Here is a 14,045-nt window from a genome sequence, read left to right as displayed (position 1 = left end):
GTTATGTTTACTAATTATAACCAAGAGATTAACCAACTTTATTTTAGAGGATATTTATGGCAGGAGTTAATAAAGTCATTATTGTAGGTAATTTAGGGAACGATCCTGAATTAAGAACCTTTGCTAACGGTGATGCTGTTGCCAATATTAGTGTCGCAACCAGTGAACGCTGGCAGGACAGACAATCTGGGGAATGGCGTGAAATCACAGAATGGCACCGTATCGTATTGTTCCGTCGCTTAGCGGAAATCGCAGGACAATACTTGCGTAAAGGCTCAAAAGTTTACGTTGAGGGAAAAATCCGTACCCGCAAATGGCAAGATCAAAACGGACAAGATCGTTATTCTACCGAAATCCATGCAGATACCTTGCAAATGTTAGATAGTCGTAATGATAGAATGGGCGCTGATATGTCTGCTGCACCGATAGCACAAAATCAATTCGCACCAGCAAATACAGGTTACACACAGCCGCAAAATAATCAATTTGCCGCACCAAAACCGGCAGCTGCTCCACAACCAGCTCCAGCAGCAAACCCAGATGTTGCATTTGATGATGATATGCCGTTCTAAATTATTGCTATACCTTAAGAAGGGAAAAAAGAGTCTATTCAGACTCTTTTTATACTTTAAGAAATGCCAAAATTCACAAAAAGTTTCAAATATACTTGAAACTTTTCCCTAAAGGACTCTTTTTCATTCAAGACCATTTAGAGATAATTCATTACAAATTTAGTCAAGAAGATTGCATATCCCTACTTAATGCCATTAACCAATCTATAAATACTGCAAGACGTGCATTTTTATGTCTATTTGCAGGATAGACTAAAGATAACAACATCGTCGGATGGCAATATTGCGGTAATACCTCCACCAACTCACCAGAAGCCAGTTCATCTTGAACCAACAGGCGGAACGTTTGTCCGATACCCAATCCGGCTTTCAACATCGCAATTAACCCAGTTCCTTTATTACAAGCAAAATGCGGTGCTGGCGCTTGCCACTGTTCATCATTAAGTACAAAAATTAATGACTTTACCTTGCCATTATCATTTTGATAACCAACGATTTGATGCAAAGATAAATCTGCAAGAGTTTGTGGGGTGCCAAAATGCGCTAAATAGGCGGAGCTAGCACAATTAACAAAATCTAACGTCATCAATGGACGCGCGATCAAACTCTCATCAGTAATCTGACCAATACGTAAAGCACAATCAACATTTTCACTAATCAAATGTGCGATACGATCACTAATCGTCAATCTCAACTTAATATCCGGAAACTGCCGATGAAAATCGGGTAATTTACTAATTAACCAATGTTCAGCAAGTAAACTTGGCGCTTCAATATGTAATACACCGCTCGGCTGATACCTGCGTCCTAATACAGCTTGTTTCGCAAAATCTAACTCTTCGATAATACGAACAGCATAGCCATAATATTCCTTCCCTTCAGGAGTAATCGACAATTGTCGTGTCGTACGATGCAATAATTTAATAGTTAAATGATTCTCTAAATCTTGAACTAGCTTGCTAACTGTGGAACGTGGAATATTGAGTTGTTCGGCTGCTTTATTAAATGAACCTGTATCTACTACCTTAGTAAATACACGCATTGCCAATAGTTGATCCATATAATTATCTCTATTTATGGATAATAATGTTCTATTTTAAGGCTTATCCAGCCCATTTCCTACCTCTATAATCTATACACACAATAAATTAACCATAAATAAGGATAATCAGGAGTCTATTATGAAAACATTGCGCTTAAATTTTCCTAACTGGCAAGGTGCAACACCAGATGTCATCACTAATTTAGTCACCGAACTTACACCACAGCAAGCGATACAAGGCTATTATTTTGGCTCACAATTAGTAAATTGGTTAATGCCTAAAAAACAACATCAACTAGAAGCCACTGTGCCTGTATCATTAGATTTAGCAAATATCTCCACTGAAAATGGCGTTTTTGCCTATCAAGCTAACTTACACCAACAACAAGCCGCACTAAAAATTCTACAAGATCAACAGCCTGAAACAGTGATTACACTTGGTGGTGATTGTGCCGCCAGCGTTGCACCATTTGCCTATCTTGCCGATAAATATGCTGATGATGTTGCCATTATTTGGATCGATGCCCACCCTGATTTAGGTTTACCATATGACGACTACACTGGCTTTCATGCTATGGCGCTTGCGCAAATTGCTGGTTTTGGCGATCCACAAATCAGCGCTTTATTACCAGCAAACAAAGTCGCAACTAAAGATATACTGATTGTTGGGTTACGTTATTTTGGTGAACCTGCTGAACAACGCCGCCAAGATTGGCAAATTGAAGCTGTGTCATGCCAAGCTGCCAATAGTAGTTCACAAGCAGTGTTAGATTGGTTAAAACAACGTGGAAAATCCAAAGTCTTAATCCATTTTGATTTAGATGTTTTAGATCCAAAAGAGTTAAAAATTGCTGTGGGTACAGATCCAGACGGTTTACAGTTACAAGCCGCTAGCCGGATTATTAATGATATTGCTCAATCTGCTCAAATTGTCGGCTTAACAATTGCTGAACCTATGCCACGAGAAGTTATAAAACTAAAAAGTTTTTTGGATAGTTTGCCGTTATAACTCGTTTAGAACTAACTGATCACAACAGGAAATAGATATTATGATCTTATTTTATCTACTACACCTTTTTATATAAATTCATTTTTATTGAAAGCATCATCATCCCCCAACAGGAATTCCCCAATATGTTGATGAACAATGCCATCGATATTGTCCTGCCAAAAATCATCCATTGTTACCACATATTTTGGATAATTATCCGCAATGGCTTGCAAAGGTGAAAATTCTCGTTGAATGGTTTGCTCGCTTTCCAATTTATACGCCACTTGAATATAGATTTTTTCACTCTTTTTCTGAGCAACAAAATCAATTTCCTGCTTATCCAATTTGCCAATATAAACTTGATAGCCACGACGTTTCAGTTCAAGGTAAACCAGATTTTCTAAAATACCCACAATTAGGCTAGTACGAAAACCCATTGCAGCGTAAAGCAATGAAACATCACCTAAATAGAATTTTTCTTGTGTTTTTAAAATCTCTTTGCCTTTGATATCAAAGCGTTCAACACGATGCAGAATAAAAGCACTTTCTAAGGCTTTCAAATAGTTATAAACAGTATTTAAATCTAACTTTCTTTGTTGGCTTTTAAAATAATCCGCTACATTTTTACCTGAAAAGGTATTACCAATATTATCAAAAGCATATTTAATAATACGTTCCAACAGCTCTACATCACGAATTTTATGGCGTTGTATGGTATCTCGTAAAATCACAGAGGCATAAATATCTTGTACAATTTTATAAACTGTTTCTGATTCATAATCGGCAATATGTACCATTGGAAACCCGCCTTTACGCAGATACTCATTAAAAAGCGTAATAGAATTTTGTGCCGATTTTTGTTGGGAATAACTTGCTTTAAAATCTAAAAATTCTCGATAAGAAAGTGTAAACACTGGAATTTCTACATAACGTCCTGCAATATAGGTTGCCAGTTCAGACGACAATAAATATGAATTTGAACCTGTGATATAAAGATCAAGATCAAAATCCACAATAAACGCATTAATAGCCTTTTCCCAATCGGCAACTTCCTGAATTTCATCAAGTAATAGATAATATTTTCTTGTTGTCTGAATTTTCTCTTTTACGAGCGCATAGAGTTTATCTGCCGTTTTGAAATCATTGAACACAAAACTTTCGAAATTAATATAAATAATTTGTTCAGCATCAATGCCCTGCTTTAATAACTCTTCCTGTAACAGCTTAATTACGGTTGATTTTCCTGAACGACGAATACCTGTAATCACTTTAATCACAGGCATATTGATGAATGGTTTAAGTTGGTTGAGATAATTTGGACGTTTAATCATTGTTCTTTATCTATGGTTATACCCATAATATAGGGATAAATTTACCATTTATTTATGGTTATAACCATAAAAAATTAAAAATATTCAAACTTTATTGTGGTTATAACCAAAATATAGCTTTATTACTGACCTTGTGCAAAAGGATCAGCTAGTAAAATTTTCACCTCGGTACCACCGGTTGGGCGCAATTGAATCGTCAATTTTGCATTTAGCTGTGCGGTACGTTCATGCATAATATTCAAACCATAATGCCCTTCTGGCTCTTCTAACGACGGAATACCAATCCCATTATCGGCGACAATAATTTCATTCTCACCATCTTCATTGGTATGGGCAATTACCTCAATTAATGTCGCTTGAGAATGTTTAATCGCATTCAACAACGCTTCACGCACTACTTGTAACGCGTGTACCAACTGTTGTGCAGTAAAGATTTGTGATGGCAATGAGCAATCCAACGTAATCTGCGCCGTAGTTTGATTACGTAAGGATTCAATCACTTGTTCTAATGCCTGCTGTAAATTCGCCTCTTGAATGGTTAAACGGAAAGTTGAAAGCAATTCTCGCAACTGCACATAACCATCATTTAACGCTTGTTCAAAGTCAGCAATAATCTTAAAACTTTTTTCTCGTGCAGCGGGATCACTATCTTTTAAAGAGTGTTTCAACAAAGTGAGCTGAATTTGCAGAAACGCCAAAACCTGTGCTAAAGAGTCGTGCAATTCACGCGCAATAATCGAACGTTCTTCCATCAAGACTAATTGCTGTTGCTGACGTTGCGTTTGAATAAAATAAATAGAACGACCTAACATCTGCGCCAAACTTTGCATTAAACGTAAATCAGGACAAGGCAATCCAGCTTGCCAACGTAAACGAGAAATCATTTTGCCATTAATACTAATCGGCTGTTCTTGCCAAGGATAATTCTCCTCTGCTTTACCTGCGGAAATATCCAAATGTTCTGCACCATAAACAATCAATTCAATATAACGCAAATGTTCGCTATTGCGGATTTCACCTAACACTTCAGATAATTTGGTATAACTCAAATCAATATGTGTAATTTTTTGTGAAGTGTGAAACAACATTGATAAAGTACGATTGAGCTGACTTAACTTTTTGGTTTTTTCACTCACCTTATCTTCTAAAAACCAATATAACTTCTGTAACTCGCTCGACATTTTAGTAAAGGTTGCCGAAAGCGTACCTAATTCATTCGACTTATCAACATCCAAGGCAATATGTTTAAATTGCCCGGTTTGCACTTGATTACTCGCTTGCACCAATTTTTCAATCGGATTTAACACTTCACGACGAATAAAACCGATGATATAAGAACCAATCAGCAAAATAATAGCGATAGACACAATACTAATCAAAATCGCCATTATGATTTTACGTTCCGAAAAATGTTGTAAAGTCACAACAAAATGATCGACTTTCTGAACATAACCATCCACTTTAGCTTGATAATCAGCAATACGATTTTGTTGCACATAACCTTCCATTTCTCGCCAATTTCGCAACACATCTTGATAAGCATTTTTCACCGAATTAGGAACAACAACACTAGTTTGTAATTGATAAAGCGTGCTGTTATCAAGCGTTGCATCATATTGAGCAAGATTATGAGAAATAGTATCTGGCTCATGTTCCATCTGATACACCAAACGATACGCCTGCATACGCAATGAACCTGCCAAATTAATCGCTTCCGCGTCGCTTTGACTACTTAATAAGACCGAAAAAACTAAAGCAATACACGCACTCGCTAACACAATAATACCGATTAAATACTTCGCTACGCGTGTTAATACGGAATACTTTTTCACACAATGTTCCTTTGCTAAATCAATCATTCTTGAGTGATGATTATGCTGAAATTCCTTGTTAATACAATTTTTTATTTACCTTTCGGCAAAATAATCACTCGCTCGTCAATACATACACATTATTCGCCTTAATCTTAATAATATGATAGGTTAATAACTATGCTAAATAATTTTCATACGATCTACATCAAAAAAGGAGTCCATATGAAAAAACTCAACTATCTATTTGCCTTATTGGCAGCAGGTACTCTCATCGGTTGTCAGCAAACAACCACAGCAACAGATAATCACGCTGCGGTTGTTGGACAATATCAAGGCACCTTGCCTTGTGCCGATTGCGAAGGTATTAAAACCTCTTTATCGCTTAATGAAGATAAAAGTTTTAACTTAACCAGCGAATATCTAGGCAAAAAAGATGCGACTTTTACCGAAAACGGCATTTACACCATCGCTAATCAAGTTATCACCTTAAATACGCCAGCTAGCGGCGAGAAAAGTTATTACAAAATTACGCCAAAAGGGCTTGCGGTTAGTGATGAACAAGGAACTATTAATAGTGGAGAAAACGCTGCGGATTATATTTTGCAGAAGCAGTAATGTTATTCTAGAAACGAAAAGCGGTGTATTTATTTACACCGCTTTTTTTCTATCTACTTTGATCTCTCTCTATGCTAAACCATTACTCTGCTTTTTCTGGTTTCACATTACTAAATGTTGGTGGCAAATCCTTCATATCAGGAAGTTGGTGCGCAATACCTTTGTGACAATCGATACAAGTTTTATTTTCTTTAATTGCCAACTCATGCATTCTCGCTGCCACTGTCTTTTGTTGAGAGAAATCCATACGATCAAATTTATGACAGTTACGACACTCTTGAGAGTTATTATCTTTCATACGCTCCCATTCACGTTCTGCCATATGCGCACGACGTGCATTAAATTTCTCTAACGTATCGGTATAACCCATATAGTAAGCATATACTTCACGCGCTGCTTTAATCTTACGTACCATTTTCGGAATAAATTCGTGTGGTACGTGACAATCTGGGCAGCTTGCGCTCACACCGCTACGGTTTTGATAGTGCGCAGTATGCAAATATTCTGGATACACATCATTGGTATGACAGCTAGCACAGAACTCTTCGGTATTGGTTTGTTCCAAGCCATAATTAAAACCAACCCACGACACGATACCAGCAATAAACGCCACCACAATTAACGTCCCTACGGCGATTTTACTTGGGCTTCTAAACCAAGTCCAAAAACGCTTGATTAAGCCAAACAATCCCGATTTTTTCGGTTTTTCTGCGGTCATTATCGTTCTCCTCTAACCTAATTATTGGCCATAGCCCGGTAATGGTTTAAATTCATTTGGCACAATTGATTTCGCTTCAGTTTGCGGGACATGACATTGCAAACAGAAATAACGGCGTGGTGAAGCATTTGCGCTAATCTTACCATCACGATCCATAAAATGGGTTGGACTAATACGAGTCGCACCAGTAACACGTGCATTTTCTGCACTATGACAATTTAAACATTGATTGACATTTTTAGTGACTTGCATACCGCTAACACTATGCGGAATCAATGGTGGTTGATTTACATAATTTAGCGCTTGTTGGCCACCTTCTTTCGGTACATTATGCACTTGTGGCGCAACATTTTCCGCCGCGTGTTCTAATTTCACCCCCTCTTTCGCTAAGCCGTCATTATTTGGATTTGCTTCTGCTGCGATTACTGAAGTCGCCATTACACTTGCTAAAAGTGCCGCAGCCATAGTCCAAACAGTTTTATTCTTTGCCATCTTTCTCACTCCCCAGAATGATCAAATCTTGTTGAAAATTTAAATACTTTTTCAGCGCATACGTCGATACAACGTCCACAACTGATACAATCTTTTGAAAGAACCAATAAACTTTCTTCTTTTTTACCATGTAATGGTGCACGCAATACCTGTGCTTCTGGGCAAACGTTATAACAATCCATACAATTATCACAACGCGCACGATCAATTACCTTGATCCGCATCAGCCCTTTAGCGCCAATCACGCCATGTGTCGCCCCAATTGGACACAAATGCCCGCACCAACCATGCTCTGCAACAAAAAGATCAAATAAAAAAATTGTCGCGATTAACCACAAACCTGCGCCGAAACCAAAAATTAATTCGCGGCCCAAAGTTGCAACCGGGTTAATCCATTCCCACAATAAAGTCCCACTTGCTGCGCTACCAACTAAAATCACCGCTAATAACCAATAACGCAATGAACGCGGTAGCTTTGCAGTTTGGCGAAAACCAAGTTTACGTCTTAACCAAGCGGCACTATCCGTCACCACATTTAACGGACAACACCAACCACAAAACACCTTACTACCAACTAACGCATAAAAAGCGATAATAATCGCCGCGCCTAATAGCGTAGTAAAACTCGGTATATGACCAGTGACTAAACTTTCCGCTGTAATTAAAGGATCGCTTAACGGCACCGTATCTAACAATAAACTGCCGCTGTAATTACCGCGTAAAATCCACACATTAAATAGCGGCCCTGTTAAAAACATCGCCAATACAGCAAATTGAGAAAAACGACGCAAAATCAAAAAACGATTTGCATGCCACCAACCCAATTTTTCTCTAGCTTCTTTTCCAGCGACTTTTGGTGAATTTGCCATTATTTCACCTCCGGCATACGCACAGGCAAACTAATCGTTTCTTCGGACAACAAAGACTTCCCGGCTTTTGCTTTTTCCTGCCAGCCAAAACGATAATGCTCACCCAACATTCCTTTTGCTAACGAAAGCGGTAATACCTTAATCGCCGCTTCCTCTAATACACAAGCTTCCTCGCATTTACCACAACCGGTACAAGCTTCGGAATGGACTGTTGGAATCATCAACGCGTGTTTACCAGTACGTTCATTGTGCTGATTTTCTAACGTAATCGCCTTATCAATTAACGGACAAACACGATAACAAACATCACAACGCAACCCTTGCCAGTTTAAGCAAGTTTCGTGATCCAATAGCACCGCTAAGCCCATTTTGGCTTGATTAATATCCTCAGCATTGGCATCTAACGCGCCGCTTGGACACGCTTTCGCGCAAGGAATATCCTCACACATCTCGCAAGGTTTTTGCCGCGCAATAAAATAAGGCGTTCCCGCTTGTGAAGCAGAAACCCAAGAAGCGAGATACAACATATCGTACGGACAAGCTTGTACACACTGTCCACAGCGAATACAAGCATCACTAAACGCTTTCTCATCAGATAACGCAAACGGCGGTCGTAATGCCACACCTTCACGCGCTAAACTCTGCTTTTGCGGCACACTAAGCAATACGCCTAAACCTGCCAATCCACCAGCAGTACGAGCAGCATCTTTTAAGAAACGACGACGCTCAGGTGTAAAACCCTTGCTCGATGTCGAATTGTCATTTCGTGTATTGTCGCGCTTCATACGATTTCTTATTCACTCTTGGTGACTTATGGGAATTTGCACCTTTCTTTTATCAATTGTTTTTTACTCAATCGTTGCAGAAAGGTGCGCCTTTCTATTGATTAAATTTTTGTTACTTTAACCGCACATTTCTTAAAGTCGGTCTCTTTAGAAATTGGATCGGTTGCATCCAATGTCAGCATATTGGCTAACTGTCCCGCATCGAAGAAAGTAGTAAACACTAAACCTCTTGGCGGTTTATTACGTCCACGTGTATCGATCAAGGTTTCCATTTGACCACGACGAGAAACGATTAACGCTTTATCACCATGACGCAAACCACGATCTTTCGCATCTAATGGGTGCATCCATAACACATTGTTCGGGAATGAACGGTGTAATTCAGGAACACGACGAGTCATCGTACCGGTATGCCAATGCTCTAACACACGACCTGTTGATAACCATAAATCATATTCTTGATCTGGTGCTTCTGCAGGTGGCTCATACGGTGCTGCTAAAATGACGGCACGTTTAGTTGGCTGACCATAGAAGCTAATATCTTCACCAGCTTTCACATATGGGTCATAACCTTCACGATAACGCCATAAAGTTTCTTTACCATCAACAACCGGCCAACGTAAGCCGCGCGCTTTATGGTACATATCGAAGTCTGCTAAATCGTGTCCATGACCACGACCAAATGTTGCATACTCTTCAAATAATCCTTTATGAATGTAATAACCGAAATGTTCTGATTCATCATTTGGATGATCACCAATATCGCTTAATGGATATTTATTCACTTGTCCATTGGTAAATAACACTTCGTATAATGTCTTGCCTTTATATTCTGGATTTTTATCTAAAATATCTGCTGGCCATACTTCATCAGTTTTGAAGTATTTAGAAAATTCCACTAATTGCCATAAGTCAGATTTCGCTTCGCCCGGCGCTTTCACCATTTGGTGCCAGAATTGGGTGCGACGTTCTGCATTACCATATGCCCCTTCTTTTTCTACCCACATTGCGGTTGGCAACATTAAATCCGCAGATACCGCACTCAATGTCGGATAAGGGTCAGATACAATGATAAAGTTTTCAGGATCACGCCAGCCCGGTAAACGTTCTTGGTTAATATTTGGACCAGCTTGCATATTGTTGTTACACATTACCCACAACACATTGAGTTTACGATCTTTCAATGCGCGGTCTTGAGCAATGGCGTGTAAACCGATCTTGTCAGAAATAATCCCTGCTGGGATCTTCCAAATTTTTTCCGCAGTTTCACGATGTTTTGGATTAGTAACCACTAAATCCGCTGGTAAACGGTGAGCGAAAGTACCAACTTCACGCGCAGTACCACAAGCTGACGGCTGACCTGTTAATGAGAATGGACCACAGCCTGGTAAAGAGATTTTACCTGTAAGCAAATGCACGTTATACATTAATTGGTTCACCCACACACCGCGAGTATGTTGGTTAAAGCCCATTGTCCAGAAAGACACCACTTTCTTATTTGGATCAGCGTAAATCTTCGCCAATTCTTCAAGTAAGTTTTTATCAACGCCACTGATTTCGTGCGCTTTATCCAACGTATATTCAGATACAAACGCTTTATACTCTTCAAAAGTACAATCAGCCATCTTACCGCTGCCGGCATTTTTCGCCGCTTTTTCGAGTGGATGAGTTGGACGCAAGCCATAACCAATATCGGTATCCGCTTTCTTAAACACAGTATGTTTATTAACGAAATCTTGGTTAACCGCATTGTTTTGAATGATGTAGTTAGCAATATAGTTAAGAATCGCTAAGTCAGATTGCGGTTTAAAGACCAAACCATAATCCGCTAATTCAAAGCTACGATGTTCAAAAGTTGAAAGCACCGCAATTTTGCAATCTGGGTGAGATAAACGACGATCTGAAATACGTGACCATAGAATCGGGTGCATTTCTGCCATATTAGAGCCCCAAAGCACCATCACATCAGCTTGTTCAATATCGTTATAGCATCCCATCGGCTCATCAATACCGAAAGTACGTGCAAACGCTACTGCCGCAGACGCCATACAGTGACGCGCATTCGGGTCAACGTTGTTAGAACGTAAACCAGCTTTGAACAGTTTATTTAACGCATAACCTTCCCAAATGGTCGATTGACCGGAAGTAAAGCAACCAACCGCATTTTTACCATTCTTCGCCATTGCTGCTTTAAATTTTTCCGCCATTGTGCTGAAAGCAACTTCCCAACTTACTGGTTGGAAATCACCATTTTTGTCGTATTTACCGTCTTTCATACGCAACATTGGTTGGGTTAAACGGTCTTTACCATACATAATTTTTGGTAAGAAATACCCTTTAATACAGTTCAAACCGCGGTTTACTTCTGCATCTGGGTCACCTTGCGAAGCAACTACACGACCATCTTGTGTACCCACTAATACGCCACAACCCGTACCACAGAAACGGCAAACCCCTTTTTCCCATCGAATGGAAGAATCTGCTGCTTCAACATTTTTGATCGGAATAGTCATTCCGATAGCCGCCGCTGCCGCAGTAGCCGCATTGGCTTTCATAAAATCACGTCGACTTAAATTCATTGTCATCTCCCCACAAAAAATCAATCAGCTAAGTCTTGCTGGTGATACACCAATGATACATTGATGACGCCATCAATATTGCGTGCATTTTCCATATTTTCTAACAACATCCGCTGGTTATGAGATTGCATCACCACAACCAACTTCCCTAACACTGGATCAGAACCGTGAATCTCCGTATGCGGAACTTCCAGTAATTTCTCTGAAATTTGCGCCAATTTTTCTGGTCGTCCTTGTACCACAACGCCGCAAACGTGCCACTCTTCGGCATTTTCCATCGTAATCTTTTCTGTCATCACTCTGCCTGCGTATTTAACATCTCAATTGCTCGCACTGGACACGCCGCTACACAAGCGCCGCAGCCATTACAAGCTTCGAGGTCTAATTGTGGCTGTGCCACTTTGCCTAACATCGGTTTAAATGAGATCGCTCGCCATTCGCAGCTATCCTGACAACTACGACATTCAACCTGCTTTTGCGTTAAACAAGTCGCAGCAATTGCAATTTTATGCTGCCAAGCGTCGGTGGTAATTGGTCGAAATATCGGTTGCTGACAAATTTCGGCACATTTTCCACAAAAAGTGCATTCTGCTTGCGTAAAACAGATCTCCGGATAACCGCGCTCACCCTTGATTAATACTTGCGTTTCGCACTGTTGAATACAGTCCCCACATTGTGTGCATTTTTCCCAAAAAGCAGCTGCCTCTGCCCAAGGCGGTAGAATTACGCGTGCAACATCAACAGTAGCCGCTTCGCGGAATTTACCAGAAAGAAATTTTCGACGGGATAAATCAAGGTTTTGCACGATTTACGCAAGTATTTATTAAAAGGTTATTTATTCGTCGGTTATTCTAAAGAAACTACTTGCTAAGTCAGTACCCGTTATTAGGTATATTCCAGGTTAGATCTCTTTTCCTTGAGATAAATCAAATTAATTTTTATTGAATTTCGTTAAGAGGTAAGTGCTAATTAAGCTAGTTTTAACTCCACGTTTTACAGTGGAAATCCTCTTCAAGATTGAAGAACGTATAGAAAATTAAAGTTAGTTTTCTTAAACAGTTAACCAAAACACCCCAAATTCAACCTTTCAACAACAAAAAACTATTTATATCTACCACTACAACTCATCCACTAATTATTACCTTATAAAATTATACTGATTGTGGTACCGCAAACACATTCTCTCAAAATAAACAACATCTTACACTATTAAAAATAGGTAGATCTCATCACAACCACCATAAAATCAAATTAAATTAGAATTAAAATCTAATAAAATGACAAAACCCAGTAAAAAATATTAATTATCTTATTACAACTCACATTTACAAAAATTACATAGTAGATTTAACTGATAAAATTTAATTCTTTATTTAATTTCTTGTTGTTTTTACGATCAATTTTGACCTTCACCACACCAGCTTTACCAAGAAAATTTGCTTGTGATCACAATTTAATCGACTTATACTAAGCAAGCATTATTGTTTATCATTCACTTTATATTTTTTTATTTACACAAATATAGAAAAAATTTACATATCGTAGGGGGGGGGGGTAAAATGTTGAATAGAGTTTTTAAAGTTATCTTTAACTATCGTATAGGTCAATTTGTCGTCACTTCAGAATTAGCAAAATCTCACAGCAAATACAGCACTACCGATAAGCGCCAAGCCACTTCAAATAATAAATTTTCTCTAAATCGTTTTACAACCGCAATTGCGATAGCAATATTAGGCGGTAGTGCGGCTATAGGCTCTATGAATGTGTGGGCGGCGACAGGCGGATTAAAAATTGATGGAACCTCTAACCCAAGCGTGGTGTACTGTGATACCGACGGCACTGCAGCCACATTAGTAGATGCCTCCTGCAACACAGACACCGCCAGCAGCGTCGTCTTTAATGGCAGTAACAACATCAACATCACTGGGGCGAATAATACAGTAACAGTTGCCCTAGCGGACAAACTAACTAATATATCCTCCATTACCTACGCAAATGGTCCTGCTACGGGTAAGGATGATCAACCCTATTCCACTCAGCGCATAGACGATGTGTCTTCGGTGACGATTTTCCGTACCCATGACAATGCTAGTATGCCGGTGAAGGACTCCCGTTTTTATAAAGCTTCTTTAAGTATGCAGGGCTACGGTTCTCCGGACAAACAGTCAACCACGGGGGATGCATCCACACCGACATTGGAACTGTTGGAGGAAAGACCGACTGAGAACAAGAAACCC

14 protein-coding genes and 1 pseudogene are annotated in these 14,045 nt (G+C 39.3%); 4 read left to right on the top strand and 11 right to left on the bottom strand.

Annotation, left to right across the window (positions count from 1 at the left end; translation table 11 throughout):
- Nucleotides 1-56: 56 nt before the first annotated feature.
- A complete protein-coding gene (gene ssb / locus QS62_RS00375; RefSeq protein ID WP_066104176.1) occupies nt 57-572 on the top strand; it encodes a single-stranded DNA-binding protein in 516 nt (171 codons plus the stop codon).
- A 163-nt stretch (nt 573-735) separates the two neighbouring features.
- Here ssb and QS62_RS00370 read toward each other — a convergent pair whose 3' ends face one another.
- The gene (locus QS62_RS00370; protein ID WP_066104173.1) at nt 736-1,632 is read right to left on the bottom strand and encodes a LysR family transcriptional regulator; all 897 of its coding nucleotides are present in this window, start codon (nt 1,630-1,632) and stop codon (nt 736-738) included.
- A gap of 121 nt (nt 1,633-1,753) precedes the next feature.
- Between QS62_RS00370 and QS62_RS00365 the strand changes: the two genes are divergently transcribed.
- Nucleotides 1,754-2,623: an arginase family protein gene (locus tag QS62_RS00365; RefSeq protein ID WP_066104170.1), complete on the top strand. Its 870-nt coding sequence runs from the start codon at nt 1,754-1,756 to the stop codon at nt 2,621-2,623.
- A gap of 68 nt (nt 2,624-2,691) precedes the next feature.
- Here the strand turns inward: QS62_RS00365 and QS62_RS00360 are convergent, their stop codons facing one another.
- Both QS62_RS00360 and narQ read right to left on the bottom strand, forming a co-directional pair.
- Nucleotides 2,692-3,936 carry an ATP-binding protein gene (locus tag QS62_RS00360; RefSeq protein ID WP_066104167.1) on the bottom strand — a complete coding sequence of 415 codons (1,245 nt, stop codon included), beginning with the start codon at nt 3,934-3,936 and terminating at the stop codon, nt 2,692-2,694.
- A 122-nt stretch (nt 3,937-4,058) separates the two neighbouring features.
- Nucleotides 4,059-5,795 (bottom strand): nitrate/nitrite two-component system sensor histidine kinase NarQ, encoded by a 1,737-nt coding sequence (gene narQ, locus QS62_RS00355; RefSeq protein ID WP_082966091.1) that lies wholly within the window; start codon nt 5,793-5,795, stop codon nt 4,059-4,061.
- A 177-nt stretch (nt 5,796-5,972) separates the two neighbouring features.
- Between narQ and QS62_RS00350 the strand changes: the two genes are divergently transcribed.
- On the top strand, nt 5,973-6,365 hold the full coding sequence (locus tag QS62_RS00350; protein WP_066104164.1) for a copper resistance protein NlpE: 393 nt from the start codon (nt 5,973-5,975) through the stop codon (nt 6,363-6,365).
- 82 nt (nt 6,366-6,447) lie between these two features.
- Here QS62_RS00350 and QS62_RS00345 read toward each other — a convergent pair whose 3' ends face one another.
- The 7 genes from QS62_RS00345 to napF all read right to left on the bottom strand — a co-directional run bounded on the left by QS62_RS00345 (nt 6,448) and on the right by napF (nt 12,613).
- Nucleotides 6,448-7,083, bottom strand: a complete 636-nt coding sequence (locus tag QS62_RS00345) for a cytochrome c3 family protein (protein ID WP_066104161.1) — start codon at nt 7,081-7,083, stop codon at nt 6,448-6,450.
- 21 nt (nt 7,084-7,104) lie between these two features.
- A complete protein-coding gene (locus QS62_RS00340; RefSeq protein WP_066104157.1) occupies nt 7,105-7,575 on the bottom strand; it encodes a nitrate reductase cytochrome c-type subunit in 471 nt (156 codons plus the stop codon).
- A gap of 5 nt (nt 7,576-7,580) precedes the next feature.
- Nucleotides 7,581-8,444 (bottom strand): quinol dehydrogenase ferredoxin subunit NapH, encoded by an 864-nt coding sequence (napH, locus tag QS62_RS00335; protein WP_066104154.1) that lies wholly within the window; start codon nt 8,442-8,444, stop codon nt 7,581-7,583.
- Entirely contained in the window at nt 8,444-9,229 is a 786-nt protein-coding gene (napG, locus tag QS62_RS00330; RefSeq protein ID WP_066104150.1) for a ferredoxin-type protein NapG, read from the bottom strand. The genes napH and napG overlap by 1 nt, the downstream gene beginning before the upstream one ends.
- A gap of 101 nt (nt 9,230-9,330) precedes the next feature.
- Nucleotides 9,331-11,808: a nitrate reductase catalytic subunit NapA gene (napA, locus tag QS62_RS00325; protein WP_066104147.1), complete on the bottom strand. Its 2,478-nt coding sequence runs from the start codon at nt 11,806-11,808 to the stop codon at nt 9,331-9,333.
- A gap of 20 nt (nt 11,809-11,828) precedes the next feature.
- Nucleotides 11,829-12,104, bottom strand: a complete 276-nt coding sequence (locus QS62_RS00320) for a chaperone NapD (RefSeq protein WP_066104143.1) — start codon at nt 12,102-12,104, stop codon at nt 11,829-11,831.
- The gene (napF, locus tag QS62_RS00315) at nt 12,104-12,613 is read right to left on the bottom strand and encodes a ferredoxin-type protein NapF (protein ID WP_066104140.1); all 510 of its coding nucleotides are present in this window, start codon (nt 12,611-12,613) and stop codon (nt 12,104-12,106) included. The genes QS62_RS00320 and napF overlap by 1 nt, the downstream gene beginning before the upstream one ends.
- A 754-nt stretch (nt 12,614-13,367) precedes the next feature.
- Between napF and QS62_RS12220 the strand changes: the two are divergent.
- Nucleotides 13,368-13,436, top strand: a pseudogene (locus QS62_RS12220) (ESPR-type extended signal peptide-containing protein); the annotation flags it as partial.
- An 8-nt stretch (nt 13,437-13,444) separates the two neighbouring features.
- Here QS62_RS12220 and QS62_RS12130 read toward each other — a convergent pair.
- Nucleotides 13,445-13,792, bottom strand: coding sequence for a hypothetical protein (locus QS62_RS12130; RefSeq protein WP_066104139.1), 348 nt, complete (start codon nt 13,790-13,792; stop codon nt 13,445-13,447).
- Between the last annotated feature and the right edge of the window lie 253 nt (nt 13,793-14,045).

The organism is Gallibacterium salpingitidis (genome assembly GCF_001678495.1).
GTDB lineage: Bacteria > Pseudomonadota > Gammaproteobacteria > Enterobacterales > Pasteurellaceae > Gallibacterium > Gallibacterium salpingitidis.
Note: the sequence above shows the minus strand (reverse complement) of the source record. Positions and strands in the feature narration are given on the sequence as shown.

Excerpts from the sequence above, each read along its gene's own strand:
- ssb (WP_066104176.1), top strand. The coding sequence starts at position 57 with ATGGCAGGAGTTAATAAAGTCATTATTGTAGGTAATTTAGGGAACGAT.
- QS62_RS00370 (WP_066104173.1), bottom strand. The coding sequence starts at position 1,632 with ATGGATCAACTATTGGCAATGCGTGTATTTACTAAGGTAGTAGATACA.
- QS62_RS00365 (WP_066104170.1), top strand. The coding sequence starts at position 1,754 with ATGAAAACATTGCGCTTAAATTTTCCTAACTGGCAAGGTGCAACACCA.
- QS62_RS00360 (WP_066104167.1), bottom strand. The coding sequence starts at position 3,936 with ATGATTAAACGTCCAAATTATCTCAACCAACTTAAACCATTCATCAAT.
- narQ (WP_082966091.1), bottom strand. The coding sequence starts at position 5,795 with ATGATTGATTTAGCAAAGGAACATTGTGTGAAAAAGTATTCCGTATTA.
- QS62_RS00350 (WP_066104164.1), top strand. The coding sequence starts at position 5,973 with ATGAAAAAACTCAACTATCTATTTGCCTTATTGGCAGCAGGTACTCTC.
- QS62_RS00345 (WP_066104161.1), bottom strand. The coding sequence starts at position 7,083 with ATGACCGCAGAAAAACCGAAAAAATCGGGATTGTTTGGCTTAATCAAG.
- QS62_RS00340 (WP_066104157.1), bottom strand. The coding sequence starts at position 7,575 with ATGGCAAAGAATAAAACTGTTTGGACTATGGCTGCGGCACTTTTAGCA.
- napH (WP_066104154.1), bottom strand. The coding sequence starts at position 8,444 with ATGGCAAATTCACCAAAAGTCGCTGGAAAAGAAGCTAGAGAAAAATTG.
- napG (WP_066104150.1), bottom strand. The coding sequence starts at position 9,229 with ATGAAGCGCGACAATACACGAAATGACAATTCGACATCGAGCAAGGGT.
- napA (WP_066104147.1), bottom strand. The coding sequence starts at position 11,808 with ATGAATTTAAGTCGACGTGATTTTATGAAAGCCAATGCGGCTACTGCG.
- QS62_RS00320 (WP_066104143.1), bottom strand. The coding sequence starts at position 12,104 with ATGACAGAAAAGATTACGATGGAAAATGCCGAAGAGTGGCACGTTTGC.
- QS62_RS12130 (WP_066104139.1), bottom strand. The coding sequence starts at position 13,792 with ATGGAGGATATATTAGTTAGTTTGTCCGCTAGGGCAACTGTTACTGTA.